We start from the raw sequence: 22977 nt of genomic DNA, 5'->3' as shown, positions 1-22977 counted from the left end.
GTGATGGGGCAAAGGGGGCGCTTGGCCCAGCATTTTTTGCAATGGGCGCAAGGTTAACACGCGAGGTCGGGGCTTCGCAGTTCACAAACGGTCAGGTCAAATTCGCCGCTCGATGCATAAAATATGCAAATTAGCATTTGCCAAGCATCAAAACTGCCTGCACTATCCGCGTTATGCAAAAACGCAACGTTTCTATCGTCTTAAGAGAGCTGCTGGACCGCGACCGGATCTCCCCCACGGAGCTTCACCGGCGTACCGGCGTGCCTCAATCCACGCTGTCCCGGATCCTCAGCGGCAAGATCGTTGACCCGTCGGACAAGCACATCTCGCGCATCGCCGATTACTTCCAGGTCAGCACCGACCAGCTGCGCGGGCGCGCGGCGCTGGTGCCGGCGCGGTCGGAAGAGCGCGACCCGATGCATTCGGAACTCAAGGACATAAGCCTGTGGGACGACGACACCCCCGTTAATGATGACGAGGTGTCGATCCCCTTTCTGCGCGAGGTTGAATTGGCTGCTGGATCAGGAAGATTCGTCATCGAGGAAAGTGAGAAGGCCAGCCTGCGTTTCGGCAAGCGCAGCCTGCGGCACAACGGTGTGCAGTTCGACCAGGCCAAGTGCGTGACGGTGCGCGGCAACAGCATGTTGCCGGTACTGCGTGATGGCGCGACGGTGGGCGTCAACGCCGGCAAGTGCGGGATCGGCGACATCGTCGATGGCGACCTGTATGCCATCAACCACAACGGGCAGCTGCGGGTGAAACAGCTCTACCGCCTGCCTTCCGGGATTCGCCTGCGCAGCTTCAACCGTGATGAACACCCGGACGAGGACTACAGCTTCCAGGACATCCAGGATGAACAGATCAGCATCCTCGGTCACGTCTTCTGGTGGGGCATGTACGCCCGCTAACCCCTCCGCGTAGGAAAAAGCCCGCCCATGAGCGGGCTTTTTTTCGCCTGTGCAAAACCACCAAACCCCATACCTGTAAGGCTATGAATGCATGCGTGCATATCTATCGCAAAAATAAATGCATTTGTGCATTGACTGTATATGCATACATGCATATTCTCCATCTCAAGCCAGCCAAGAAGGCCTGGTGGAGGCGGCAAGGATGCTGCCAGGGAAGACAAGGACGTTACGCAACACCGGCAAGGACGCCATCGAAGCGATGGCAGGGATGCCAGGCAACACCGGCAAGGATGCCGACGCTCTTTAGTTTCAAACCGCTTCAAGAACAGGCAGCGATGAACCGGCCTTAACGGTTCAGAGGGTTGGCAACTGGCCCGGGTGTGCAGCGTAAAGCACCAGAAGCAGTTATCCGGCAGACAGGGATCGTGGTCGGAAAAACATTGAGGAAAGGTCCGTACCGCGCCAGTAGCGCCGAAAGACCGAGGAAATCATTACTGAAAAGCCCGGGCAACCGGGCTTTTTGGAATGCCTACCTATAAATGGAATTACCCAAAACCCGGCACTGCGCCGGTAGTGCTCAGCCAGGAGGCGTGACATGACAAACGAGCAGCAAGCGTTAGCGGAAATGCCTATCTGGCTGGTGATCGTATTGGCCCTGATCGGCGGTGTATCCGGAGAAATGTGGCGCGCCGACAAGGAAGGCGCCCGTGGTTGGTCGCTGTTGCGGCGCCTGGTCCTGCGTTCCGGGGCCTGCATGGTGTGCGGGGTATCAGCCCTGATGCTGTGCTACGCCGCCGGCATGTCGATCTGGACGGCCGGCGCCATTGGTTGCCTGACCGCCATGGCCGGTGCAGACGTGGCCATCGGCCTTTATGAACGGTGGGCCGCCAAGCGGATTGGCGTCAACGAAGGCACCCGTCAGGACCCGCAGTAACCGTTGCAAGGACGCTACTTAAATGACCCTCATCGAAAAACCTTCCCAACTTCCTCAAGCCATCAGCGAGGCGCTGCATATTGCCTTTCCGGACCTGAAGGTCGGCAATCACCAGGATTTTCAGGGCGCCGGGGATAACACCGGCGTATTGATCACGGTCGAAGGCAATGGCCCGGGCATCCGCTCCCGCGAAGGGCGCAAGGCCCATGCCCTGGGGATTTCGCTCAAGGCCATGGTCGCTCCGGGTGCATTGCCGTTTGATGCCTGTGACCTGGCCAGTCGACTGATGGACCTGGTGCTGGACAACCGCTGGAACCTGCCGCAGGCGCAGTGCGACCTGCCGACCAACATCGTCGCCGCGCCCTCAATACGCACTACCGCCGAAACGGACTACGACACGTGGACCGTCACCTTCACCCAAACCCTCTATATCGGACCGCCGTTGCTCAACGACCCCGCAGGCAAACCGCTGTTCGCCTGCACCTGGGAAGTCTCGAACATCGACGACCCCGACCAATACAAACCACTGGCGGAGTAACCCATGTTTGACGCGCTGTTACGCATGCAACTGGGGCCAATCATCGAGCGCCTGGCTGAAATGGAAGCTCAGCTCGAAGACCTTTATCGACGCGCTGAAAGTTTCTGCCGCATCGGCGTGTGCCAGGAGGTCGATGCCGCCAGCAACACTTGCAAGGTCAGCCACGGCGACTTGCTCACGCCGGCGATCCGGTTTTTCAACCCCAGCGCCGGTGCGCAGACCGAAACCCGCATCCCTTCGGTGGGCGAGCAATGCGTGTTGCTCAACTACGGCGGCGGCGAGGGCGGGGCGCAATCGGTGGCTTTGTTCGGCTTGAACAGTGATCGTTTTCCGCCGGTTTCCAGCGTTCCGACGCTGACCCGGCGGCGCCATCAGGACGGCACCCAAAGCGACTACGACGACGCCAGCCACACCTTCAACTGGGCCAATGGTCCCACCACGTTCATCGGTTCCCGCGAGCAGGTCGACGTCAAGGTCGGCGCCGCCAGCCTGACGATGAGCGCCGAGAGCATCACGCTGCAAGTCGGCGGCACCAGCTTGTTGCTGGATGCCGGCGGCGCGCACTTCAGCGGCCCGGTGGTGGACCACCAGGGCCGGGTCATCAGCCCCTGATAAGGACATCCCATGATTGGAATCGATCGGAACACCGGGGCGGCCGTCGATGACTGGCTGCAATTCGTACAGCGCGCCACCCGAGCGCTGACCACGCCGTTGGGTACGCGCCAGAAGCGCCCGCTGTACGGCTCAATGATCCCGCAACTGCTCGGGCAAAACCTCGGCGACGACCTGCTGATTCTCGCCCAAAGCCATGCCGCCCAGGCGTTCTACAACCCACAGAACGGCATTGCCGACTTCGAGCCGCAAGTCATCGTCGCCAACCGTCAGGGCGCCGGACTGTTGCTGCGCTTTGCCGGCACCTGGAAAAACCGCAAACAAACCTTCGAGGTGGTGACATGAGCATGCTGATACCCGGCCAGAACCAGTTGGCCGAGCCGGCGATCATTGCCGTCGACGAGTTCGAACCGCTGTTGGCGGAGTTCAAGGCGTTTGTGGTTGATTACGTCGCTGGCCGAGCGCCGGAAAATGCGGCCAAGCTCAAGGTCAGCCTGGAGAACGAGAGCGAGTTGCTGACGCTGGCGCTCGAAGCTTTTTGCGTTCGCCTGCAAACCCACGAACGCAAATACAACGCCCGCATCAAGCAGATGCTGGCGTGGTGGGCCACCGGCAGCAACCTCGACGCACGCCTTGCCGACATGGGCCTGGAGCGTCAAGTGCTCGACCCAGGTGACCCGGCGGCTTTCCCGCCGGTGCCGCCGACGCTGGAAAGCGACGATGACGCCCGACTGCGTTATTACCTCGCGCCTCACGCTCCGGCGGCGGGCTCGCGCATGCAGTATCGCCGGGAGGTTTTCACCCTAGGTGAGCGTCCATCGGTGAAAGTGCAAAGTGCTACGCCCGGTGTGGTGACGGTTACTTATACCTTTGACCCGGACGGCTACGCGGCTCGGGTCAAGGATGGCAACGGGCGTCGCACCGCGCCGGGTGAAGTGATGGTGACGGTCTTGGCCCGAGACGGGGATGGCACGCCACCTGCTGATCTGCTCGACGGTGTGCGCCGGCATTTCGCCCGGCCTGATGTGCGGCCGGAAACGGATCTCGTCACGGTGCAGGCGGCTCAGATCCTGCGCTACAAAATCCGCGTGGTGGCGAAGATCAACGCCGGCCCGGATTCCGGGCTGACCCAAGTGGCCGCGCAACAACTGCTGCAAACCTACGCCGAGTCTTGTCATCGCCTGGAAGGGCGGGTGGACCCGAGCTGGATCGACTACGCCATCCACTCGGCGGGCGCTGCGCAACTTCAAATCCTTGAGCCGCTGGAGCCGATCGTCACCACGGCGTTTCAGGCGCCGTATTGCACGGGTGTCGAGGTGGAGGTGCGCACGCTATGAACGAGCCAAAAGGCAGTTTGCTGCCTGCCAACAGTTCTCCGTTGGAGAAGGCGCTGGATTTGGGTTTCGGGCAGTTGCTCGACCGGGTTACTCCGCCGTTCCCTGAACTGATGGATCCGGCTCGAACGCCAGTGGCGTTTTTGCCCTACCTGGCGGCGGATCGGGCGGTCAACGAATGGAGCGCCACTGCCCCCGAAGCTGAAAAGCGCTTGACGGTCAAACTCGCCTGGCCCACTGCCCGGCAAGCGGGCACTCGCCAAGCGCTGGAAAATGCGGCCAAGGGTTTGCAATTGGCACCGGAGGTTCGCGCCTGGTACGAACAGACGCCGCCCGGCGAGCCCTACAGCTTCTCCGTGCGGGCTTACACCGAGCTGCCCTACAGCGAAGAAATTGACGCCCGTCTCGACCGTCGCCTGTCCGATGCCAAAAGCGAGCGCGACATGCTCTCGATCTCCGTGGGCTTGAGCGCGTTCGGTGGCCACAGCATCGGCGCCGCCACCGTGTGCGGCGAGCTGACCACGATTTATCCGCTGGTGCTTGCCGGGCTCGAGGCGTCTGGCAGGGCCTTCATGGCCGCCGGCCTCTACACCGTCGAAACCACCACCCTTTATCCACAGGAGTCCTAAATGGCTGACTACTACACCCTGCTTACCAATGCGGGGATCGCCTACGAAACAGCCTGCAAGGCTGCTGGCGTGCCGATCAAACTTGCGCAGATCTCGATCGGCGACGGGAATGGCGCTGCCTACAACCCCGCCGCAACGGCTACTGCACTCAAGCGCGAAGTGTGGCGCGGCCCCTTGAACGCATTGTTCCAGGATGACAAAAACCCTAGCTGGTTGCTGGCTGAGGTAACGATTCCTCCCGAGGTGGGCGGCTGGTACGTGCGCGAGGCCGGGATCTGGACCGACACCGGTATTTTGTACGCGATCGTCAAATATCCTGAGTCGTTTAAGCCAGTGCTTGCGACATCGGGCTCTGGAAAAGAGTTCTATATTCGGTCGATTTTCGAGACAAGCAACGCGTCAGAAGTAACGTTGCTTATCGACGACAATATCGTCAAGGCCACGCGGGCTTGGGTGGCCAGCTATGTCGCTGACGAGCTGGCCAAGCTCGATAGCAAGCGGTCGGTTCGTGTGGTTACCACGGCAAATATCGTGTTGAGTGGCCCGCAGCAAGTTGATGGCGTTGCAGTTGTTGTTGGCGACCGTGTCTTGGTCGCTAAGCAAACGGCTGGCAAGGATAACGGACTATATGTTGTAGCTGTCGGCGCTTGGGTGCGTGCGACAGATGCGGATAACAGCCTCGAGGTGACGCCCGGCATGTTCGTCAGTGTCGAAGAGGGCAAAGCCTACGGTGATAGCGCTTGGCAGCTCGTTACGGATGCGCCGATAGTGTTGGGCACCACCGCGCTCGCCTTTGAGGTGGTCGCCGGTCGCACGGGGGTAGTCGCTGGTACCTATCGAAGCTTGACGGTAGACAAGCTTGGTCGCGTTATTGCTGGTACTAACCCGACAACGCTTGAGGGAAATGGCATCACTGATGGCGCAACAAAGACCGAGCTCGCGGAAGCGATTAGCGGTGTGGTGGCAAAAGCTGGTTCCACCATGTCGGGTCAGCTGATTTTTCAGAGCGGCACCGAAGACACCCCGGAGCTAGGTTTTAAGACTCCAACTTCCGAGGCGTACTTTGATTTATATGATAAGAACATGCGAATCGAAGCCGTATCAGACGGGGTGTTTTCAACGCCACTTCGTTTAAATCTTCCAACAAAGTCGGCCTATGTGTTCGGCAGCCTTGTTTGGAACTCTGCCAATTTTGATCCCGCAGGAAAGCTTTCTGTTGGGGCAGGCGGGTGGCTTGCAGGCGCGCCAGCGATAATGGGGTCTATTGGTGGACTTCCGGCAAGTCAACTATTTTCTGGGGCCAGCGGTCACACCACGGACGGCCCGACTAATTACCCGAACACTGTTGGTTTGCATATGACTTTTGCGAACCCTGATTTTGGGGCAGACATAGCCGTCAGTGTTAATGAGGCGGTGGGAACCCTTTTATTTCGAAACCTTGGGGGCACGGTGCCGAGTGGATGGAAAAAGGTTTGGCACGATGGAATCTTCACTCCATCTTCAAAGATCAGCGGCAACTATTGCCCCGCGGCCGGATTTTCGTCCGGGGATAAAGATGTCCCTTATATGTCTCACTCGGATGGCACAGTAGTACGGCTGCAAGTCAGTCGGCCAAAAAGCACGGCATTACTAGCCGCAAACGGCTGGAGCAAAAACGCGGATACCGGCGAGATTATTCAGTGGGTTGAATACGCTCAAGGGGATATGCCGAATTCGCAGATAATTAATATTGCATGGCCTTTTCAGTTTCCGACCCAGTTCCTAAACGCAAAAATTAACATTAAATTTCCTGGCAGTGGCACCGTAAGTTCGGTGACCCATTCATATTCTGGGGGGACTGTTACAGGCTGCGTTGTTCGCTTGGAAGAGTGGGCTGCTGTGGTTCAAACTGGAATGGTGATAGTTGTTGAAGGTAGGGGGTTTTAGTAAGTGAAACTATTCTATAGCTCAAAGCAAAACACGTTTTTCAATGAGGAGTTCCACGGAACCCGAACCATTCAAGTAGTAGACCCTGAATGGAAACGGCCAAGTGTGAAGGTGCCTGATCCTAATTGGACCCCCCCGGATATTCAGGTGCCGAATCCGGCGTGGGTTGGGGGTGATAAATCGGTGCCTGAAACAATATCGATTCCCGACTTTGATGCCGTAGCACCAATGATCGATTCGCCGGACTTGGAGGCAGTACAGCCGATGATTGCTGTCCCTAATCCGGCATGCTTGCTTCCACCTACGGCTGAACTTGTTGAGGTCAGACAGGACGAACACGACGCGATATTTCGGGCGGTCTCAACAGGCAAGTCGACCTTTACGGGCGGCGAAGGTGGCCGACCTATGATCGTTGCAGCACCTGGGCCGACTCTGGAAGAGTTGAAATCCAGCGAGCGAGCCTTCCGCGACAAAATACTGTTGCTAACTGATCCGCTGATCGCACGCCATCGTGACGAGCTTGAGGCTGAACGCCCTACAACCCTCACCGCCGCGCAGTACAAGCAGTTGCAGGGCTACCGGCAAGACCTGCGCGACTGGCCTGAGTCGCAGTATTTCCCTGCAGTCGAGCACAGGCCCGAGTCGCCGCCCTGGCTATCTGAGCAACTCTAATAACGCCCCTCACTGACAAGGCGTTTTGCCCTGTCACTTCCTGAAAGCCCAAGAAAACCGCGCAGCGGTTTTTTTTATGCCCGGAGATCCACCTATGGCCAACCGCCAAACCTACACCGTCCTCATCCCGTTCCCCACCGGCGCCGGCCATTGGTCCACCGCAGGCGAGGAACTCGACCTGCTGGACGTCGAAGCATCCGCCCTGCGCACCGCTGGCCGCCTGGAACTCACCAGCGTCCTCAACTCCACCCCGAAGAAGGCTGAATAACCATGGCTGAGGTTTTGAACTTCGAGCACAACGGCATCACCGTGAATGCCACCGAATCCCCCGAGGCCATGGGTGGCCTGGGCGATAACGTGATCGGCCTGGTGGGCACCGCGCCCAACGCCCATGCGTCGATCCCGAAAAATGCCCCGTTCCGCATCAACAGTTTCACCACCCAGGCGCTGCTGGACCCCACCGGCGCGGAGACGGGCACGTTGTTCCACGCCGTGTACCAGATCCTCAAAGTGGTCAAGGTGCCGGTCTACGTGGTGATCGTCGACGAGGGCACCACCCCGGCCGATACCCTCAATAACGTAATCGGCGGTGAAGAGCCGGTTACCGGCCGCAAACTGGGCCTCGCCGCCCTGGCCAGCGTCCCCGAAGACCTGACCATCATCGGCGCCCCTGGCTTCACCGGCACCAAGGCCGTGGCTGGCGAATTCGCCTCCTTTGGCAAGCGCATCAAGGCCCGTGTGGTGCTGGATGGCAAGGACGCAACCGTCGCCGACCAGGTGACCTACAGCGGCGAACTGGGCGGTGCCGACCTCGGTTTCGACCGTTGCCTGCTGGTGCACAACATGCCGTCGGTGTATTCCAAGGCCGCGAAGAAAAACGTGTTCCTGGCGCCGTCGTCCCTGGCCATCGCGGCACTGGCCAAGGTCAAGCAGTGGGAAAGCCCGGGCAATCAGGTGACGTTCGCCGAGGACGTTTCCCGCGTCGTCGAGTACAACATCCTCGACACCTCCACCGAAGGCGACCTGCTTAACCGCTACGGCGTGAGCTACTACGCCCGCACCATCCTCGGCGGTTTCTCGCTGCTGGGTAACCGTTCCATTACCGGCAAGTTCATCAGCTACGTGGGCCTGGAAGATGCGATCAGCCGCAAGCTGGTCAAGGCCGGTCAGAAAGCCATGGCCAAGAACCTGACCAAGTCGTTCATGGACCAGGAGGTGAAACGCATCAACGACTGGCTGCAAACCCTGGTGGCCGACGAAACCATCCCCGGCGGCAGCGTGTACCTGCACCCGGAATTGAATAGTGTCGAGAAGTACAAGAACGGCACCTGGTTCATCGTCATCGACTACGGCCGCTACGCGCCGAACGAACACATGATTTATCAACTCAACGCCCGCGATGAAATCATCGAGCAGTTCCTGGAGGACGTTCTCTAATGTTTACCAACCGTGTAAGACAGGCCATTGCGGCCACCCTTCAGGGCTTGCCGTTGTCGGCTACCGTCAATTCCTTCACCCCGCCGAAGATTGACTTCGATATGGAGCCCATGACCGGCGGGCGCTTCATCGCCGAGGAAATGGCCAAGAGCGCCAAAGTGCTCAACGCCACACTGGAGCTGCAAGGCGCGGGTCCGGAAATCATGCTTGCCCTGGGCGACGACATTTTGCTGAACGTGCGCGAAGCCGGTCAGGACCAGGACGGCAAGACTTACTTCACCTACCACACCATCGGCGGCAAGCTGAAGACTCTGACCGAGGCACCGGTGAAGATGGGCGATAAACCCACCATCACCCTGGAGTTCTCCTGCCGCACCTACAACCGCCTGGAAAACGGCATCCCGGTAATCGACATCGACGTACGCACCCAGAAGTTCGTGCTCAACGGCGTCGACATCCTCGGCGATGCCCGCCGCGCGGTGCTGATGCCGTAAGGGCCTTGCGATTTGTGTAGGAGCTGGCTTGCCTGCGATGCAGGCGACTCGGTGTATCAGTTGCACCGAGGCGATGCCATCGCGGGCAAGCCCGGCTCCCACATTGATCGCGTTCGCCCCGAGAGGTGCGGTGCTTTTCAACAACGTTTGACCAAGGAATAGACTCATGGCCTGGATGCCTCCGCTGCACATCCTGCTGTCCCCGATCACCGCCGACACCGGCGCGACAATCGAGCAGGTGCAACTCAAACCGCTGTACTACGCCGCGCAAAAAGACGCGCTGGCCCGGGCCGGTGACGATGAGGACGACCAGTTTTTCGAACTGGCGAAACTCGCCACCGGCCTGTCGGAAAAAGAGCTCGACCAGCTCAAACGCCCGGACTACGTGAGCATCGCGCAATACGTGCATGACATGTCGACCCGCCCAGCCTCGTTCTTCCGGGACGAAGCCCGCGAACCGGGCGACTCAATCGTCAGCGAACAGGTGAAACTGCTGCTGCCACTTAACGCTGCCGGCCGCACCCTCACTGCCGTGACCCTGGAAATGCCTGCCCTGCGCGCCACCAAAGTGATGAAAAAACTCACCACGGCCAAAGAGCGCGCCGAGTTCATCACCGCCCACTGCTCCGGCCTGATGATCCCCGACCTGGCGGACCTCACAGTGCCCGACTGGACCGAACTGCAGGAGCGCATCGACGATTTTTTAAATCAACCGGCGGCCTTCTTTCGGAGCGCGACATCGAAGTAATCCTCGACGTCGTGCCGCTGGTTTACTCGGTAAACGAAGCGGAAATCCTGGACTGGGAAGTCGGAAAAGCATTACGCCGCTACGACATCGCGATCACTCGCCTTGGCGTCAAACAGGAGTAGAGCGGGATGCACATTAACTATGCGCTGGCGTTTGCCGGGCAGACGTATGACCGGGGGCTTTCGGGAGACGTTTCACCGGCGGCACAGGATTTGACCGGGTCTTCTTCCCTTGATGCGGTGCCCGCCGCGCTGACGGACCTTAGCCTGGCACTGGCCAGCGCCAGCCTGGAAATCAACGGCTTGACCCTGGAGCAGGTACGGCTGCGCGAGACCCTGGAAACCCTCAACAGCACGTTGTTCATTAACGGGGATTCGCTGGCGAGCAAGACGGCTGATGCCGCCTCTAATGCACCGAAAAGCGAACAGAAAGAACCGGCACTGACGACCGATTCCTGGGTGGACAAAGGCCTCAAGGTTGGTGCAGATCTCGGGAAGGATTTGATTTCGAGCTTCTTTGATACGGCCAAGACCCGAGTGATGGGCAATGTGGTCGACGTGACCCTCGGCAAGATTCCCAGAGTCGGGAAACTGTTCAAGGACGGGGGGCTCGATAAAGACAAGGACAAGGGCGGCGACAAGCAATGTTGCCCTGGCGCCGCCGGCCTACTTGAAACGGCGGCTGCACAGCTACCCGAAAGCGTTGGAGAGACGGCCCGGAAGAAAGACAAAGCTCGCACCCCCGGGAATATGAAGAAGCGACGCGTCAAGCTTCCCAAACCAGGACAAACGGTTCCACGTGGACCGACGGCAGCCGTCGATGGCAAGTTGGCGGATATCAAGCCACAACGCCTTCCTCCCTTGGCAAATGCCACGCCCCAGCTCAATGCGATGGGCCAGCCGCTTGCTCCGTTCTCGGCCAAACAGGCGGCTCAGGCGTCGACCCATCTCCCTGGCAATTCGTTTGCCTCCTACGCGGCGCCGCCGGCAAACCGGCGTATGGCGCGCGGTGCAGGCAAAGGCCTGGCCGCGAGTTTGTCGGGAGCGTTTGCCAAGCTGGAATCGGCAGGCACCCGCCGCCTCGGCCCGTTGAAGTACGTCGACACCGCGATGGATGTGGTTCAGGGCGTACGCCATGGCGACGCAAAAGCTGTTGCCTCCGGCCTCAGCACTGCGGGCGGTGCCTGGGCAGGAGCCTCCGCCGGAGCCGCGATCGGGACTCTGATTTTTCCCGGTGTCGGTACTGCTGTCGGCGGGGCAATCGGTGGTTTGCTGGGCAGTGAGGCGGGCACTTGGCTCGGCGACAAATTGTTCGGGCCAAGTGATCGTCTGCCAGCGCCGGATGCGGTGAGCAAGGAACTCAACAGTGCCCGCACCGACAATGTCCAGGTCACGATTGCACCGAGTATCCAGATCACCGGCGTCAACCCCGCCGACGCTCAACAAGTCGTCAACCAGGTGATTCAGGCCCTGCAATTCCAATGCATGCCGATGGTCACCGACACGCTGGGTATCCGGCGCAACGCAGCACTGGCCGACCCAGGAGGTGATTGATGCGACAACAAATGGTACTCGGCGATTTCATCTTTGGTCTGTCCCGGGGCTTTACTTATTCCTCGCTGGTGCGTAACAGCGACGGCGGCTGGAGTGACCTGACGATTATGGCCAGCAAGCCCCAGTCGCGACAAAACGGTCAAAAACTGGAAAAGCTCACGTTCAGCGGCACGGCCATGTACGCCGTCGGCATGCAGCGCCTCGACGAACTGCGCGCGCTGCAAAATGCGCGGGTGCCGTTGCCCTTGGTCGATGGTATCGGGCGCAACTGGGGCTTGTGGCGGATCAATACCGTCGTGGAAACCCAGGGCAACGTGATCGATGACGGCACCGCCATGGTTATGACCTGGACCCTTGAGATGGAGGAGTTCATCAATGCGTAGAGCCCGAAGTATTGCCGGTGACTCGGTCAACCTGCTGCTCTATCGCGAGCTTGGACGATGCGATGACGCAGCTGAAGAAACCCTTTGGCGCCAGAACCCCTGCCTCGCAGAGTACGGCCCGGTGTTGCCCGCCGGTGTGTGGGTAAGCGTGCCGGAACTGGAGTCGCGGCCAACGGCCGTGCGTCCCGTTTCAGCTTGGGATTAAGGAGGCCGCATGGCCCAGGGATTTACCCCGATCGTGGAGTTTTATGGCGCCAACGCGGCGCTACTCAATCAACGCCTGATGCACTGGAGCCACACCGACGCCGGGGGCATTGAGTCCGACCGACTTGAACTGACCCTCAATATCGAGGGCCTTGAAGGCCTGCCGAGTCTCAGTGGAAAAATCGGCTTGCGAGTCGGGTACCAGGAATCGGGGCTGGTGGAAAAAGGCGAGTTCGTCGTCACCCAGCGAACCCCGGTGCTGTTCCCCATGCGCCTGATGATCGTCGCCACGGCGGCGCCCTTCAGCGTGGTCGACAAAACAGGCTACCGCCAGCGTCGGTCTGCCAGTTATGGGCCGACGACCCTGGGGGCGTTGTTTCGCCAACTGGTGGGCCGTCACGGCTATTCACCGCGTGTTGCGCCGTCTTTGGAAGGGATTGTGATTTCCCATATCGACCAGTCCAACGAAAGCGACATGGCCTTTATCACTCGCCTCGCCAAGCGCTACTGCGCCGTCAGCAAGCCGATCAATGAGCTGTATGTGCTGGCCGAAAGTGGCCAGGTCAAGACGCTCTCCGGTCAACAGCTGCCTGACGTAAAACTCTCGGTGACGCAGGACAACCGCCCCGGTGATCAGTCCTTTATCACCGCCAGGCTCGATGAGAAATCCCGGGCGAAATACGAGGGTAGCCGCGTCACCTGGTGGGATGCGGCGGCGGGCAAACAGCGCGTGGTCCAGGTCGGGAATGCCCCGTTTAAGACGCTGCGCCAGCGCTGCCAGAACGAAGTGGAAGCGCGCGCCGTGGCCGAAGGTGAGCTGCGCCGCGTCGGGCGTGAAAATTTGCAGTTGCTGATCGATTGCCCCGGCAATCCGCTGCTGTCCGCCGAAGGGTTATTGCTGCTGGATGAAACCTGGCCTTCGTATATGCAGGGGCGCTGGTCGATTACCAAGGTGACCCACGTTGGCGATCCGGCGACGGGGTATCGAAGTTCGATTGTTGCTGGCGGGTTGTCTGTCTAGCCGCCCCCCTCAACCAAACCCGCTCCCGAGCGGGTTTTTTATTGCCCGGTGAACCCATGAAGATCACCCCGTTACTGACTCACCTGCGGGATCACTGCCAAGGCTTCAACCAACAGATCCATGCCGGCCTTGATCTCGATGCCCTGCAAACCCTGCCCGGTGCACCCGCTGCGGTCGTCACGCCGATCACTGACGAGGCCACCTTGAACAGTTCGCAAAACACCAGCCGGCAAACCCTGCGCGAGCATTTCGGCGTGGTGCTGGTACTCGATCTGGCAGACGGCCAACAAGCCATGGCGATGGACCAACTCCACGCCCTGCGCGCCGAAGTCTGGCGTGCCCTGGTGGGCTTCAGGCCCGAGCGTTTCTACGAACCCATCCAGTACGAAGGCGGCGACTGGCTGCTGTTGACGAAAACCCGCGGGCTCTACCGGCTGCGCTTTTTCGCCGAGTTCCAACTGGGACGCAACCTCAGCACGCAGCCAGCCGAAACCTGGCCCGAGCTTGAGCTGGACGCTCTGCCGTCCTTCACCGGGGTGACGGTGCGGGTCGATGCCATCGACCCGGCCGACCCCAATCTGCAACGCCCAGGCCCCGACGGGCGCCTGGAAATGACCTTTTCTGCCGAGGTAAAACCATGAGCAAACGCATCACCGTACTGCCGGTTTCTGGCCGTGCCGTACCTGACCCGGAGGCGGGCGATCTGTTGCCGGCCGAAGGTCGCGAAGTCCCGGACAACGCCTGGTGGCGTCGACGTCTGGCCGATGGCGACATCACCACCAAAGCCGTCAAGGCGGCAAAACCACAGGGAGCCAAATAATGGCGATTGGATTCAGTCATATTCCGGCGGACATTCGTGTGCCGCTGTTCTACGCCGAGATGGACAATTCGGCGGCCAATAGCGCGTCTTCGGCCTTGCGCCGGCTGATCGTGGCTCAGGTCAACGACAACGTCACCAGCCCGGAAATCGGCAGCCTGGTGCTGGTGTCCAGCGCGGCGATGGCCAAGCGTATCGGCGGCCAGGGTTCGATGCTGGCGTCGATGTACGAGACGTTCCGCAAGAGTGACCCGGTGGGCGAGATCTGGTGCCTGCCGCTGCACAGCACCGAAGGCAGTGCGGCCAAGGCCGATCTCAAGCTGAGCGGTGCCGCCACCCAGGGTGGTGTTCTCAGCCTGTACGTCGGCGGCACCCGGGTTCAAGCGACCGTGATCAATGGCGCCACGGCGGCCGTTGCCGCCACCGCCCTGGCGCTGAAAATCAACGCCAGCGCCGACCTGCCGGTCAGTGCGGTAGCCGCCGAAGGCACCGTCACCCTGACCGCCAAATGGACCGGTGAGAGTGGTAACGACATCAGCCTGCAACTCAACCGTTTGGGCCAGAGCAACGGCGAGCAAATTCCCGACGGCCTGACCGCCGTCCTCGGCAAAATGGCGGCGGGCGCTGGTGTACCGGACCAACTCGCAGCGCTGGCGGCACTGGGCGACGAGCCGTTTGAATTCATCTGCATGCCCTGGGCCGACACCACCAGCCTCAACGCCTGGCAAGCGGTGATGGATGACAACAGCGGTCGCTGGTCCTGGGCCAAGCAACTGTTCGGCCACGTCTACACGGCCAAGCGCGGCACCATCGGTACTCTGGTGGCCGCCGGGCAAGGGCGTAACGACCAGCACGTGACCATCCAGGCCATGGAGCCGGGTGTGCCGCAACCGTTCTGGGTTCAGGCAGCGGCGTTGGCCGCGCGCACCGCGGTGTTTATCTCCGCCGACGCCAGCCGTCCGACCCAAAGCGGCAGCCTGCCAGGCCTCGACCCGGCCGACGCCAGCGAGCGTTTCACCCTGACCGAGCGCCAATCACTGCTCAACTACGGTATCGCCACGGCTTACTACGAAGGCGGCTACGTGCGCATTCAGCGGGCGATCACCACCTACCAGAAGAACGCCTTCGGCCAGGCGGACAACTCCTACCTGGACAGCGAAACCCTGCACCAGTCGGCCTTTATCGTGCGCCGCCTGCAAAGCGTGATCACCAGTAAGTACGGGCGCCACAAACTCGCGGCTGACGGCACGCGCTTTGGCGCCGGCCAGCCGATCGTGACCCCGAGCACTATTCGCGGTGAGCTGATCGCCCAGTACGCCAAGCTGGAACTGGAAGGCCATGTGGAGAACGCCGAACTGTTCGCCGAGCACCTGATTGTCGAGCGTGACAGCCAGGACCCAAGCCGGGTCAACGTGCTGTTCCCGCCCGATTACGTCAATGGGCTGCGGGTGTTTGCGCTGCTCAACCAGTTCCGTTTGCAGTACGACGCGGCGGTGTAACCCCCGCGCTTTTCGCAACTGATTCCAGCCCGCCGCGTGCGGGCTTATTTTTGGGAGAAACATCATGGGTCAACTGATTGCGGGCACCTGCTACGTCAAAGTGGACGGCGCTCAACTGACCATCAACGGCGGCTGCGAAGCACCGTTGATGGCCGTCAAACGGGAAACTGTGGTGCCGGGTTTCTATAAGGAAACCGACATCACCCCGTCCTTCAAAGTCACCGCACTGCACACGCCGGACTTTCCGCTCAAGCAGCTGATCGCGGGCACCGACATGACCGTCACCTGCGAATTCAACAACGGCAAAGTCTACGTGCTGGCCGGTGCCTACCTGGTGGAAGAACCGGTGGCCAAGGGCGACGACGCCGTGATCGAGCTGAAATTCGAAGGCATCAAGGGGACCTGGCAATGAGCGATACGGTGAAGCTGCAAGTGGCCATCGAGGCCCACGGCGAGCCGCTGGCCGAACTCACCCTGCGCCGCCCGACGGTGCAGGAAGTGCGGGCGATCAAGGCGCTGCCGTACAAGATCGACAAGGGCGAAGACGTGAGTCTGGACCTCGACGTGGCCGCCAAGTACATCGCGGTGTGCGCGGGTATTCCGCCGTCGTCGGTCAACCAACTCGACCTGGTGGACTTCAACGCGCTGAGCTGGGCCGTCGCCGGTTTTTTCATGAGTGCGGCGCAGGCTCCGTCGCCGAGCTGATTGCGGTGGCCTATGACCTGGCCTGGTTCTGGAAGGTTGACCCCGAACAGATGCTGGCCAGGCCTTTGGATACGCTCCGGGAATCCCTGGAGCATGCGCAACGGATCAATGCGATGCAGCAGGTGCAGTGATGGCAGAAGCTCAGAAAGTAGAAAGTACCGCCGTGCGCCTGACCGGCATCGACCAGCTGTCGCCCAAGCTTGCTGCGTTGCAGGCCACCGTCGGGCGCTTCCGGCAGAACCTGGAACAGACCGGTCTCGGCAAGCTGGACATCGCTGGTTTGGTGAAAGGCGGAGGGCTGGCGGCGCCGTTTGTCAGCGGTATCAAATCGGCGTTGGCGTTCAAGGCTGAGGTCGGCGGGGTGGGTGCCGCCGTGGGGCAGGGCGTTACCGAAGCGGCGGCGCAGGGGATGAAGGATTTCAACGCGTCGCTGGACAAGGTCTCGGTGGCTTTTGGTACTGCGCTGTTGCCGGCCGTTACGGCGGTGGTAGTCGGGCTGGAGCCGTTGCTGGCGTCGGTGGCCCAGGTGCTCACTGAAAATCCGCAACTGGTGCAGGGCCTTGCTGCCGGCGCGGTGGCGTTTACCGCGATACAGGCGGCCGTCACCGGCGTGTCTCAGGCACTGGGCTTGATGCAACTGGTGCTCAGCGCCAATCCGATTGTGCTGGTTGCCGTCGGCATTGCGGTGGCCGCGGGATTGGTCGTCGCCAACTGGAAGCCGATATCGGCGTTTTTTGTCGGGCTTGGCGAGCGCGTGATGTCGGCGATTGGAACCCTGGGTGAGTTTTTTCAGACGGTCTTTGCGTTTCGTCCGCTGGAACAACTGATGCGCCTGTGGGGGCCGATCAGCGGTTTTTTTGCGGGGCTGTGGACGTCGCTGAAGGTGGCAGCGCAGCCGGTGATCGGCTTTTTCAAGACGCTGTTTTCCTGGTCGCCGATCGGGTTGGTCGTCGACAACTGGACGCCGTTGAGCGGTTTTTTTGCCGCGCTTTGGGACTTGCTCAAGGCGCTCAGCGTGCCGGTGGTCGAGTTCATGAAGAGCCTGTTCAGTTGGTCACCCTTGGGGCAAATCATTGCCAACTGGGGCGTGATCAGCGAGGTGTTTGCGGCGATCTGGAGTGACTTCAAGCTCACCGCGCTGGCGGCCTTTACCGTCGTCAGCAGTTATTTCGACTGGTCACCCCTGGACAAGATTACTGCCGTCTGGGGCGCCGTCACCGGTGCATTCGCCTCGATCTGGAGCGATATCAAGTGGCAGGCCCGGGATGCCTTTGTGGTGTTGAGTGGCCTGTTCGACGATTGGCATCCGATGGAACAGCTCGAAGCCATGTGGGCGCCGGTACTGAGTTGGTTCACCGAGTTGTCGGAGAAGCTTGCGGTGATCACTGCGCCGATTCGCAAGCTGTTTGATGGCGGGCTGGGTGAAGCGATCAACCGGGCTACCGGCAGTGTGGTGGAGTTGACCACCGAGCAGCAGGCGCGCAATGCCGAAAGTGCGCGTAATCCATCCTGGTTTCGCAAGGGGCCTGAGTTGATCTCGCCGCTGGCGTCCAGCTCCAGTTCGCTGCTGCAACAAACCGCCGCCAACAACCGCACGCAGCTTAATGGCGACCTGCGGGTGAGCTTCGAGAATGCCCCGGCTGGCCTGCGGGTCGACCAACCCACAACCAACCAGCCCGGCCTGAGCGTCACCCCGCGTGTCGGCTACCGTTCCCTGTCCCTTGGAGGCTCCAATGAGCTGGCGTGATCGTTTGTTGCCGGCGTCGTTTCGTGGCGTCGGGTTTTGGGTCGACCAGGCGAAAGTCCCGGTTGGCAAGAAGGGCCAGCTGCACGAATACCCTCAGCGCGACCTGCCGTTCTTTGAAGGGCTCGGCCAACAGTCCAGGGTGCATGAGCTGACGGCGTTTGTGGTGGGCGAGGATTGCCTGGAGCAGCGCGACAAGTTGCTCAAGGCCCTGGAGGAGGGCGCCGGCGAGCTGGTGCACCCTTGGCTGGGAAGGTTGCAGGTCAAGGTCGGCGAGTGCGAAATGACCCAGACCCGTCAGGATGGCGGGTTGGTGACATTTGCCCTGAAGTTCTATCCCGACGAGCCTTTGAAGTTTCCTACTGCGGCGGTCAATACCCGCCAGTTGTTGCTGGTGTCGGCTGACAGTCTGCTGGGTTCGGCAGTACTGCGTTTTGAGCAGGCCGTCGCGCTGGTGAAACAGGCGCGCGTGGGCATCCAGGCGTTGCGCAATGGCCTGGCAGAGGTTTACCAGGTGATTGAGCAGCAGTTTGCCCCACTGATTCAGTTGTATGGCGACCTGAATGCCTTGGTCAAAGCCATCAAGGAAGTGCCCAAGGAGTTGAGCGCCGAGTTCAAGGGCCTGCTCGGCGATGTGAAGGAGCTGAAGGCGTTTGCCCGCACGGGCTACCGCGGCATGTTGGCCAACCTCTCGCAGCAGGTGGAAGCGGCGCGCAACATCGATGTGCCGAAGCTGACCACCGGCAAGGACAGCGTCGCGGCAGTGCAGGCTACTGCCAACCTCGTACAGGATGCGTTGTGGGTGAAGATCGCCCATTGGCTGGCGGACGTACCGGTGGCGACCAAACCGGTGACCCTGAGCACCACGCCGTCTCTGGCGCAACAGGCGGCACAGCCGGTGCAGCGCCGTGAGGTGCCGGTGGCTGACGATGTGCTGGTGCTGCGTGACCTTCTGAACGAGGCCATGTGGCAGTCCGCACTCAAGGCCGACGCCGGGCACTACGTGGCGCTGAACGACCTGCGCCAACAGATGTTCACTCACCTGACGGCAGTGGCCTCGTCCGGCGTTCGGCTGGTCAACCTGACACCGATGCGCAGCATGCCGGCCCTGGTGCTGGCCTATCAGCGCTTTGGTGATGCGACGCGAGTGGGCGAGGTGGTGCAGCGCAATCGGGTGGCCCATCCGGGCTTCCTGCCGCCTGCCGATCTGCAAGTGGTCAGGGAGTAATCCATGAACGAGTTGGACAATGCCGTCACGCTGACGGTTGATGGCCTGGACTATGGCGGCTGGAAAAGCGTCGAAATCAGCGCCGACCTGGAACGCCAGTTTCGCACCTTCACCCTCAACATCACCTGGCAATGGCCCGGGCAAACCCTGGCGGTGCCAATCAAACCGGGTGCCCGCTGCCAGGTACGGATCGGTTGCGACCTGGTGCTCACCGGCTTTGTGTTCAAGGTGCCGGTCAGCTATGACGGCAAACAGATCAGCCTGAGTATCGAGGGCGGTTCGCTGACCCAGGACCTGGTGGACTGCGCCGCGATCAACCAGCCCGGCCAGTGGCGCGGGCAAAGTGTGCTGAGTATCGTGCGTGCACTGACGGCTAGCTATGGCGTCGAGGTGCTCAGCGAGATTGCCGAGACCACCCGTTTGCATACCCACAGCATCGTGCCCGGTGAGACGGTATTTCAATCCATCGACCGCTTGCTGACGTTGTATCGGGTGTTCTCTACCGACGACGCGGACGGACGCCTGGTGTTGGCGTTGCCCGGCAGTGCAGGGCGTGCGAATGACAGCCTGGAGCTGGGCAAGAACATCCTTTCAGCGAATGCTCCGAGGGACTTTGGCTCGGTGTTTTCCGAGTACCGGGTCATCGGCCAGCACAAGGGCGATGATCAGAAAAGCGCGACGGCGGTGAGTGAGGTTTCAGGCATTTCCCGGGATGAAAACGCCACGCGAAAACGCGTCACGTTGATCAGCGAACCGACGCAGTTGACGCCTGAGCTGGCCCAGCAACGCGCCGACTGGGAGCGTGCTACTCGCACTGGGAAGGCCCTGACTACCACCTACACCGTGCAAGGCTGGCGGCAGTCCAACGGCGATCTGTGGCGCCACAACCTGTTGGTGCGAGTGATCGATCCGGTGCTGGGTTTCGACCAGGACCTGCTGATCTCCAGGATTACTTATTCGCTTTCCGAGCAAGGTTCGATCACCACCCTGCAGGTGGCGCCGCCGTCCACCTTTGATGCCAATCCGTTGCCCTCTGCTTAACCCCCAAGGAATTTCCATGAGCCTACTGACTCGCCTGCTGGCGCGCGGCACTGTCGTGCTCGCCCACTCGGCCACCAAGCTGCAATCGCTGCAAATGCGCCTGACCGCAGGCGAAGTGAACGACGACATGGAACACTTCGAACCCTACGGTTTTACCAGCAACCCGTTGGCAGGTGCTGAAGGCATCGCCACGTTCCTGGGCGGCGACCGCTCCCACGCCATCGTGCTGGTGGTAGCGGACCGTCGCTATCGGTTGCAGTCCCTGGCACCGGGTGAAGTGGCGATCTACACCGACGAAGGCGACAAGGTTCACTTCAAGCGCGGGCGGGTGATCGACATTGAAACCGCCACTCTGAACATCCGCGCCAGCAGCGCCGTGAACATCGATACGCCGACCCTGACCCAGAGCGGCAAGATCATCTCCCAGGGCGACCAGATTGCCGGCGGTATCAGCCAGATCCGGCACGTGCATGTGGGCGTACAGCCCGGCAATGGCCAGACCGGCGCGCCGGCGGGAGGCCAGTGATGTTTGTCTCCGACAACCTGAAAAATGCCCTGACCCGTTCGGTGCTGATCAGCCTGTTCACCTGGCGCCGTGCCGCGCCGGACGATGCCGTTGACGATGACGAGCGCTTCGGCTGGTGGGGCGACAGTTTTCCCAGCGTGGCCGACGACCGTATCGGCTCAAGGCTGTGGCTGCTGCGCCGGGTCAAGCTGACCCGCCAGACGCAACTGGACGCCGAATTCTATGCCCGCGAAGCCCTGCAATGGCTGATCGACGATGGGCATTGCAGCGCCATCGAAGTCCTCAGTGAACGCCTCGACGCCCAGCGCCTCAACCTGCGTACGCAGCTGACCCTGGCCGACGGCGAGCGCCTGGACATCAACCCTGATAACAGTTGGCAGGTGATCTATGCCGTTTGAAACCCCTTCGCTGCCGGTGCTGATCAAACGCACCCAAAGCGACCTGGCCAGCGACTCGCTGCGCCAGTCCGATGCCCAGGTTCTGGCGCGTACCCTGAGTGGTGCGGCGTTCGGCCTGTACGGTTATCTCGATTGGATCGCTGAGCAGATCCTGCCGGATACCGCTGATGAATCCACCCTGGAGCGCATTGCCGCGTTGCGCTTGAACCAGGCGCGCAAGGCCGCGGTGGCGGCCACTGGCAGCGTGAGTTTTACCGCGGCGGCGGGCGCGGTGCTGGATGTGGACACGCTGCTGCAAGCCAGTGATGGCCGCAGCTTCAAAGTCACTGCTGCCGGTACAACCCACGCGGGCCTCAACACCACCACGGTGCAGGCGATGGATGCCGGCGCACTGGGTAATGCCGACGCCGGGCTGAGCCTGGTTGCGGTGCAGCCGCTGCAAGGTATCGGCTCGACCTTTACCGTGCTGGCGCCGGGGCTGACCGGCGGTGTGGGGCGGGAAACCCTGGAGTCGCTGCGGGCTCGGGTGATTCGTTCCTACCGGGTTATTCCCCAGGGCGGTTCGGCGCAGGATTACGAGACCTGGTCACTCGAAGTGCCCGGGATTACCCGAGCGTGGTGTCGCGGCAATTACCTCGGGCCGGGGACGGTGGGGGTGTTCGTGATGCGTGATGACGATCCGCAGCCGATCCCGAATGCAGCACAGTTGGCGCAGGTGCAAGCCCATATCGAAACACTGCGGCCGGTGACGGCTGATGTGTATGTGTTGGCGCCCGTGATGAAGCCGGTGGCTTATCAGCTGCGGCTGACACCCGACACCAGCGGAGTGCGGGCGGCGGTTGAGGCTCAACTGCGGGACTTGCACAACCGCGAGGCGGGGCTGGGTGAGACCTTGCTGCTGACCCATATCGCCGAAGCCATCAGCACTGCGACCGGTGAGACCGATCACAACCTGACAAGCCCGCTGGCGGACGTTACGGCAGCGACGAATCAGTTGCTGGTGTTCGGAGGTATCACATGGCTGGAGTAAGGACCGCTGGCCAGTATCAAGAACAACTGATCGCCTTGTTGCCCAGCGGTCCGGCCTGGGATCTGGAGACGGTGCCGCAGTTGGAGACGGTGCTCAAAGGCATCGCCGAAGAACTCACGCGCATCGACGCCCGGGCCTGCGACCTGCAAAACGAGATGGACCCGGTGACGGTCAGCGAACTGGTGCCCGAGTGGGAAAGGGTGATGCAACTGCCCGACCCCTGCCTGGGCGTGAGCCCGCTGTACGACGACCGTCGCCTGGCGGTGCGTAGACGCCTGTTGGCGGTGGGCAGCCAGCGCGCCGCGTACTACATCGAAATCGCCCGCAGCCAGGGCTATCCGGACGCCAGTGTCACTGAACATCGCGCCCCGCGCATGGGCCGCTCGCGTTTCGGTGCCGCGCATTTCGGCACCTGGCAGGCGCACTTCATGTGGACCCTCAACACCGGCGGCCGCCAGCACCTGGGCCGGCGGTTCGGTGCGAGTTATTGGGGAGAGCGGTTTGGCGTCAACCCGGGGAATGCCCTGGAGTGCCTGATTCATCGCAGCGCACCTGCTCATACGCAGGTGCACATCAATTATGACTAGAGGGTAGAA

30 protein-coding genes are annotated in these 22977 nt (G+C 61.2%); all 30 read left to right on the top strand.

The window, feature by feature from the left end; translation table 11 throughout:
• Positions 1 to 173: 173 nt before the first annotated feature.
• The 30 genes from MUM_RS0112590 to MUM_RS0112440 all read left to right on the top strand — a co-directional run bounded on the left by MUM_RS0112590 (position 174) and on the right by MUM_RS0112440 (position 22968).
• Positions 174 to 908 carry a LexA family transcriptional regulator gene (locus MUM_RS0112590; RefSeq protein WP_029615867.1) on the top strand — a complete coding sequence of 245 codons (735 nt, stop codon included), beginning with the start codon at positions 174 to 176 and terminating at the stop codon, positions 906 to 908.
• A 595-nt stretch (positions 909 to 1503) separates the two neighbouring features.
• Positions 1504 to 1842, top strand: coding sequence for a phage holin family protein (locus MUM_RS0112580; RefSeq protein ID WP_010170128.1), 339 nt, complete (start codon positions 1504 to 1506; stop codon positions 1840 to 1842).
• Positions 1843 to 1864: 22 nt separating this feature from the next.
• A complete protein-coding gene (locus tag MUM_RS0112575; protein WP_010170126.1) occupies positions 1865 to 2380 on the top strand; it encodes a hypothetical protein in 516 nt (171 codons plus the stop codon).
• A gap of 3 nt (positions 2381 to 2383) precedes the next feature.
• Positions 2384 to 2992, top strand: coding sequence for a phage baseplate assembly protein V (locus MUM_RS0112570; RefSeq protein ID WP_010170124.1), 609 nt, complete (start codon positions 2384 to 2386; stop codon positions 2990 to 2992).
• A 12-nt stretch (positions 2993 to 3004) separates the two neighbouring features.
• On the top strand, positions 3005 to 3337 hold the full coding sequence (locus tag MUM_RS0112565) for a phage baseplate protein (RefSeq protein WP_010170122.1): 333 nt from the start codon (positions 3005 to 3007) through the stop codon (positions 3335 to 3337).
• Positions 3334 to 4329: a baseplate J/gp47 family protein gene (locus tag MUM_RS0112560; RefSeq protein ID WP_010170120.1), complete on the top strand. Its 996-nt coding sequence runs from the start codon at positions 3334 to 3336 to the stop codon at positions 4327 to 4329. The genes MUM_RS0112565 and MUM_RS0112560 overlap by 4 nt, the downstream gene beginning before the upstream one ends.
• Complete coding sequence (locus MUM_RS0112555) at positions 4326 to 4955, top strand: phage tail protein I (protein WP_010170118.1); 630 nt, start codon at positions 4326 to 4328, stop codon at positions 4953 to 4955. Before MUM_RS0112560 ends, MUM_RS0112555 begins: the two co-directional genes overlap by 4 nt.
• A complete protein-coding gene (locus tag MUM_RS1000000134760; protein WP_010170115.1) occupies positions 4956 to 6881 on the top strand; it encodes a phage tail protein in 1926 nt (641 codons plus the stop codon).
• 3 nt (positions 6882 to 6884) lie between these two features.
• Positions 6885 to 7553 (top strand): phage tail protein, encoded by a 669-nt coding sequence (locus tag MUM_RS1000000134105; protein ID WP_141629491.1) that lies wholly within the window; start codon positions 6885 to 6887, stop codon positions 7551 to 7553.
• Between the two features lie 94 nt (positions 7554 to 7647).
• Positions 7648 to 7821, top strand: a complete 174-nt coding sequence (locus MUM_RS1000000134590; protein WP_010170111.1) for a hypothetical protein — start codon at positions 7648 to 7650, stop codon at positions 7819 to 7821.
• 2 nt (positions 7822 to 7823) lie between these two features.
• The gene (locus tag MUM_RS0112535; RefSeq protein ID WP_010170109.1) at positions 7824 to 8990 is read left to right on the top strand and encodes a tail protein; all 1167 of its coding nucleotides are present in this window, start codon (positions 7824 to 7826) and stop codon (positions 8988 to 8990) included.
• Complete coding sequence (locus MUM_RS0112530; protein ID WP_010170107.1) at positions 8990 to 9484, top strand: phage major tail tube protein; 495 nt, start codon at positions 8990 to 8992, stop codon at positions 9482 to 9484. The genes MUM_RS0112535 and MUM_RS0112530 overlap by 1 nt, the downstream gene beginning before the upstream one ends.
• A 166-nt stretch (positions 9485 to 9650) precedes the next feature.
• Complete coding sequence (locus MUM_RS0112525; RefSeq protein WP_010170105.1) at positions 9651 to 10232, top strand: phage tail assembly protein; 582 nt, start codon at positions 9651 to 9653, stop codon at positions 10230 to 10232.
• 128 nt (positions 10233 to 10360) lie between these two features.
• Complete coding sequence (locus tag MUM_RS0112520) at positions 10361 to 11785, top strand: hypothetical protein (RefSeq protein ID WP_010170103.1); 1425 nt, start codon at positions 10361 to 10363, stop codon at positions 11783 to 11785.
• Positions 11785 to 12168: a phage tail protein gene (locus tag MUM_RS0112515; RefSeq protein ID WP_010170101.1), complete on the top strand. Its 384-nt coding sequence runs from the start codon at positions 11785 to 11787 to the stop codon at positions 12166 to 12168. The genes MUM_RS0112520 and MUM_RS0112515 overlap by 1 nt, the downstream gene beginning before the upstream one ends.
• Positions 12161 to 12373: a tail protein X gene (locus MUM_RS1000000133180; RefSeq protein WP_010170099.1), complete on the top strand. Its 213-nt coding sequence runs from the start codon at positions 12161 to 12163 to the stop codon at positions 12371 to 12373. Before MUM_RS0112515 ends, MUM_RS1000000133180 begins: the two co-directional genes overlap by 8 nt.
• Positions 12374 to 12382: 9 nt before the next feature.
• Positions 12383 to 13393 (top strand): contractile injection system protein, VgrG/Pvc8 family, encoded by a 1011-nt coding sequence (locus MUM_RS0112505; protein WP_010170097.1) that lies wholly within the window; start codon positions 12383 to 12385, stop codon positions 13391 to 13393.
• Between the two features lie 56 nt (positions 13394 to 13449).
• Positions 13450 to 14034, top strand: coding sequence for a phage tail terminator protein (locus MUM_RS0112500; RefSeq protein ID WP_010170095.1), 585 nt, complete (start codon positions 13450 to 13452; stop codon positions 14032 to 14034).
• On the top strand, positions 14031 to 14213 hold the full coding sequence (locus MUM_RS0112495; RefSeq protein ID WP_010170093.1) for a DUF2635 domain-containing protein: 183 nt from the start codon (positions 14031 to 14033) through the stop codon (positions 14211 to 14213). Before MUM_RS0112500 ends, MUM_RS0112495 begins: the two co-directional genes overlap by 4 nt.
• The gene (locus MUM_RS0112490; RefSeq protein WP_010170091.1) at positions 14213 to 15709 is read left to right on the top strand and encodes a phage tail sheath subtilisin-like domain-containing protein; all 1497 of its coding nucleotides are present in this window, start codon (positions 14213 to 14215) and stop codon (positions 15707 to 15709) included. Before MUM_RS0112495 ends, MUM_RS0112490 begins: the two co-directional genes overlap by 1 nt.
• 64 nt (positions 15710 to 15773) lie before the next feature.
• Positions 15774 to 16121, top strand: coding sequence for a phage tail tube protein (locus tag MUM_RS0112485; RefSeq protein WP_010170089.1), 348 nt, complete (start codon positions 15774 to 15776; stop codon positions 16119 to 16121).
• The gene (locus MUM_RS0112480) at positions 16118 to 16414 is read left to right on the top strand and encodes a phage tail assembly protein (RefSeq protein ID WP_010170087.1); all 297 of its coding nucleotides are present in this window, start codon (positions 16118 to 16120) and stop codon (positions 16412 to 16414) included. Before MUM_RS0112485 ends, MUM_RS0112480 begins: the two co-directional genes overlap by 4 nt.
• Before the next feature lie 5 nt (positions 16415 to 16419).
• Positions 16420 to 16545: a hypothetical protein gene (locus MUM_RS1000000134885; protein ID WP_010170085.1), complete on the top strand. Its 126-nt coding sequence runs from the start codon at positions 16420 to 16422 to the stop codon at positions 16543 to 16545.
• Entirely contained in the window at positions 16545 to 18161 is a 1617-nt protein-coding gene (locus MUM_RS0112470; RefSeq protein WP_010170083.1) for a hypothetical protein, read from the top strand. Before MUM_RS1000000134885 ends, MUM_RS0112470 begins: the two co-directional genes overlap by 1 nt.
• On the top strand, positions 18148 to 19386 hold the full coding sequence (locus MUM_RS0112465) for a DNA circularization protein (RefSeq protein WP_010170081.1): 1239 nt from the start codon (positions 18148 to 18150) through the stop codon (positions 19384 to 19386). The genes MUM_RS0112470 and MUM_RS0112465 overlap by 14 nt, the downstream gene beginning before the upstream one ends.
• 3 nt (positions 19387 to 19389) lie before the next feature.
• Entirely contained in the window at positions 19390 to 20427 is a 1038-nt protein-coding gene (locus MUM_RS0112460) for a phage baseplate assembly protein (protein ID WP_010170079.1), read from the top strand.
• A 16-nt stretch (positions 20428 to 20443) separates the two neighbouring features.
• Positions 20444 to 20953: a phage baseplate assembly protein V gene (locus MUM_RS0112455; protein WP_010170077.1), complete on the top strand. Its 510-nt coding sequence runs from the start codon at positions 20444 to 20446 to the stop codon at positions 20951 to 20953.
• Positions 20953 to 21351: a phage GP46 family protein gene (locus MUM_RS0112450; protein WP_010170074.1), complete on the top strand. Its 399-nt coding sequence runs from the start codon at positions 20953 to 20955 to the stop codon at positions 21349 to 21351. Before MUM_RS0112455 ends, MUM_RS0112450 begins: the two co-directional genes overlap by 1 nt.
• Complete coding sequence (locus tag MUM_RS0112445) at positions 21341 to 22381, top strand: baseplate J/gp47 family protein (protein WP_010170072.1); 1041 nt, start codon at positions 21341 to 21343, stop codon at positions 22379 to 22381. Before MUM_RS0112450 ends, MUM_RS0112445 begins: the two co-directional genes overlap by 11 nt.
• On the top strand, positions 22369 to 22968 hold the full coding sequence (locus MUM_RS0112440; RefSeq protein WP_010170071.1) for a YmfQ family protein: 600 nt from the start codon (positions 22369 to 22371) through the stop codon (positions 22966 to 22968). The genes MUM_RS0112445 and MUM_RS0112440 overlap by 13 nt, the downstream gene beginning before the upstream one ends.
• Positions 22969 to 22977: the final 9 nt, after the last annotated feature.

It is taken from the genome of Pseudomonas sp. PAMC 25886, assembly GCF_000242655.1.
GTDB lineage: Bacteria > Pseudomonadota > Gammaproteobacteria > Pseudomonadales > Pseudomonadaceae > Aquipseudomonas.
This window is presented reverse-complemented; position numbering and strand designations above follow the sequence as displayed.

Bases quoted from the DNA above. Each gene is read 5' to 3' on its own strand.
- MUM_RS0112500 (WP_010170095.1), top strand. From the start codon at position 13,450: ATGAAGATCACCCCGTTACTGACTCACCTGCGGGATCACTGCCAAGGC.
- MUM_RS0112515 (WP_010170101.1), top strand. From the start codon at position 11,785: ATGCGACAACAAATGGTACTCGGCGATTTCATCTTTGGTCTGTCCCGG.
- MUM_RS0112590 (WP_029615867.1), top strand. From the start codon at position 174: ATGCAAAAACGCAACGTTTCTATCGTCTTAAGAGAGCTGCTGGACCGC.
- MUM_RS0112440 (WP_010170071.1), top strand. From the start codon at position 22,369: ATGGCTGGAGTAAGGACCGCTGGCCAGTATCAAGAACAACTGATCGCC.
- MUM_RS1000000134760 (WP_010170115.1), top strand. From the start codon at position 4,956: ATGGCTGACTACTACACCCTGCTTACCAATGCGGGGATCGCCTACGAA.
- MUM_RS0112490 (WP_010170091.1), top strand. From the start codon at position 14,213: ATGGCGATTGGATTCAGTCATATTCCGGCGGACATTCGTGTGCCGCTG.
- MUM_RS0112445 (WP_010170072.1), top strand. From the start codon at position 21,341: ATGCCGTTTGAAACCCCTTCGCTGCCGGTGCTGATCAAACGCACCCAA.
- MUM_RS0112530 (WP_010170107.1), top strand. From the start codon at position 8,990: ATGTTTACCAACCGTGTAAGACAGGCCATTGCGGCCACCCTTCAGGGC.
- MUM_RS0112460 (WP_010170079.1), top strand. From the start codon at position 19,390: ATGAACGAGTTGGACAATGCCGTCACGCTGACGGTTGATGGCCTGGAC.
- MUM_RS0112565 (WP_010170122.1), top strand. From the start codon at position 3,005: ATGATTGGAATCGATCGGAACACCGGGGCGGCCGTCGATGACTGGCTG.
- MUM_RS0112580 (WP_010170128.1), top strand. From the start codon at position 1,504: ATGACAAACGAGCAGCAAGCGTTAGCGGAAATGCCTATCTGGCTGGTG.
- MUM_RS0112505 (WP_010170097.1), top strand. From the start codon at position 12,383: ATGGCCCAGGGATTTACCCCGATCGTGGAGTTTTATGGCGCCAACGCG.
- MUM_RS0112480 (WP_010170087.1), top strand. From the start codon at position 16,118: ATGAGCGATACGGTGAAGCTGCAAGTGGCCATCGAGGCCCACGGCGAG.
- MUM_RS0112495 (WP_010170093.1), top strand. From the start codon at position 14,031: ATGAGCAAACGCATCACCGTACTGCCGGTTTCTGGCCGTGCCGTACCT.
- MUM_RS0112455 (WP_010170077.1), top strand. From the start codon at position 20,444: ATGAGCCTACTGACTCGCCTGCTGGCGCGCGGCACTGTCGTGCTCGCC.
- MUM_RS0112485 (WP_010170089.1), top strand. From the start codon at position 15,774: ATGGGTCAACTGATTGCGGGCACCTGCTACGTCAAAGTGGACGGCGCT.
- MUM_RS0112555 (WP_010170118.1), top strand. From the start codon at position 4,326: ATGAACGAGCCAAAAGGCAGTTTGCTGCCTGCCAACAGTTCTCCGTTG.
- MUM_RS1000000133180 (WP_010170099.1), top strand. From the start codon at position 12,161: ATGCGTAGAGCCCGAAGTATTGCCGGTGACTCGGTCAACCTGCTGCTC.
- MUM_RS0112535 (WP_010170109.1), top strand. From the start codon at position 7,824: ATGGCTGAGGTTTTGAACTTCGAGCACAACGGCATCACCGTGAATGCC.
- MUM_RS0112465 (WP_010170081.1), top strand. From the start codon at position 18,148: ATGAGCTGGCGTGATCGTTTGTTGCCGGCGTCGTTTCGTGGCGTCGGG.
- MUM_RS0112450 (WP_010170074.1), top strand. From the start codon at position 20,953: ATGTTTGTCTCCGACAACCTGAAAAATGCCCTGACCCGTTCGGTGCTG.
- MUM_RS0112470 (WP_010170083.1), top strand. From the start codon at position 16,545: ATGGCAGAAGCTCAGAAAGTAGAAAGTACCGCCGTGCGCCTGACCGGC.
- MUM_RS1000000134590 (WP_010170111.1), top strand. From the start codon at position 7,648: ATGGCCAACCGCCAAACCTACACCGTCCTCATCCCGTTCCCCACCGGC.
- MUM_RS0112560 (WP_010170120.1), top strand. From the start codon at position 3,334: ATGAGCATGCTGATACCCGGCCAGAACCAGTTGGCCGAGCCGGCGATC.
- MUM_RS0112570 (WP_010170124.1), top strand. From the start codon at position 2,384: ATGTTTGACGCGCTGTTACGCATGCAACTGGGGCCAATCATCGAGCGC.
- MUM_RS0112575 (WP_010170126.1), top strand. From the start codon at position 1,865: ATGACCCTCATCGAAAAACCTTCCCAACTTCCTCAAGCCATCAGCGAG.
- MUM_RS0112525 (WP_010170105.1), top strand. From the start codon at position 9,651: ATGGCCTGGATGCCTCCGCTGCACATCCTGCTGTCCCCGATCACCGCC.
- MUM_RS0112520 (WP_010170103.1), top strand. From the start codon at position 10,361: ATGCACATTAACTATGCGCTGGCGTTTGCCGGGCAGACGTATGACCGG.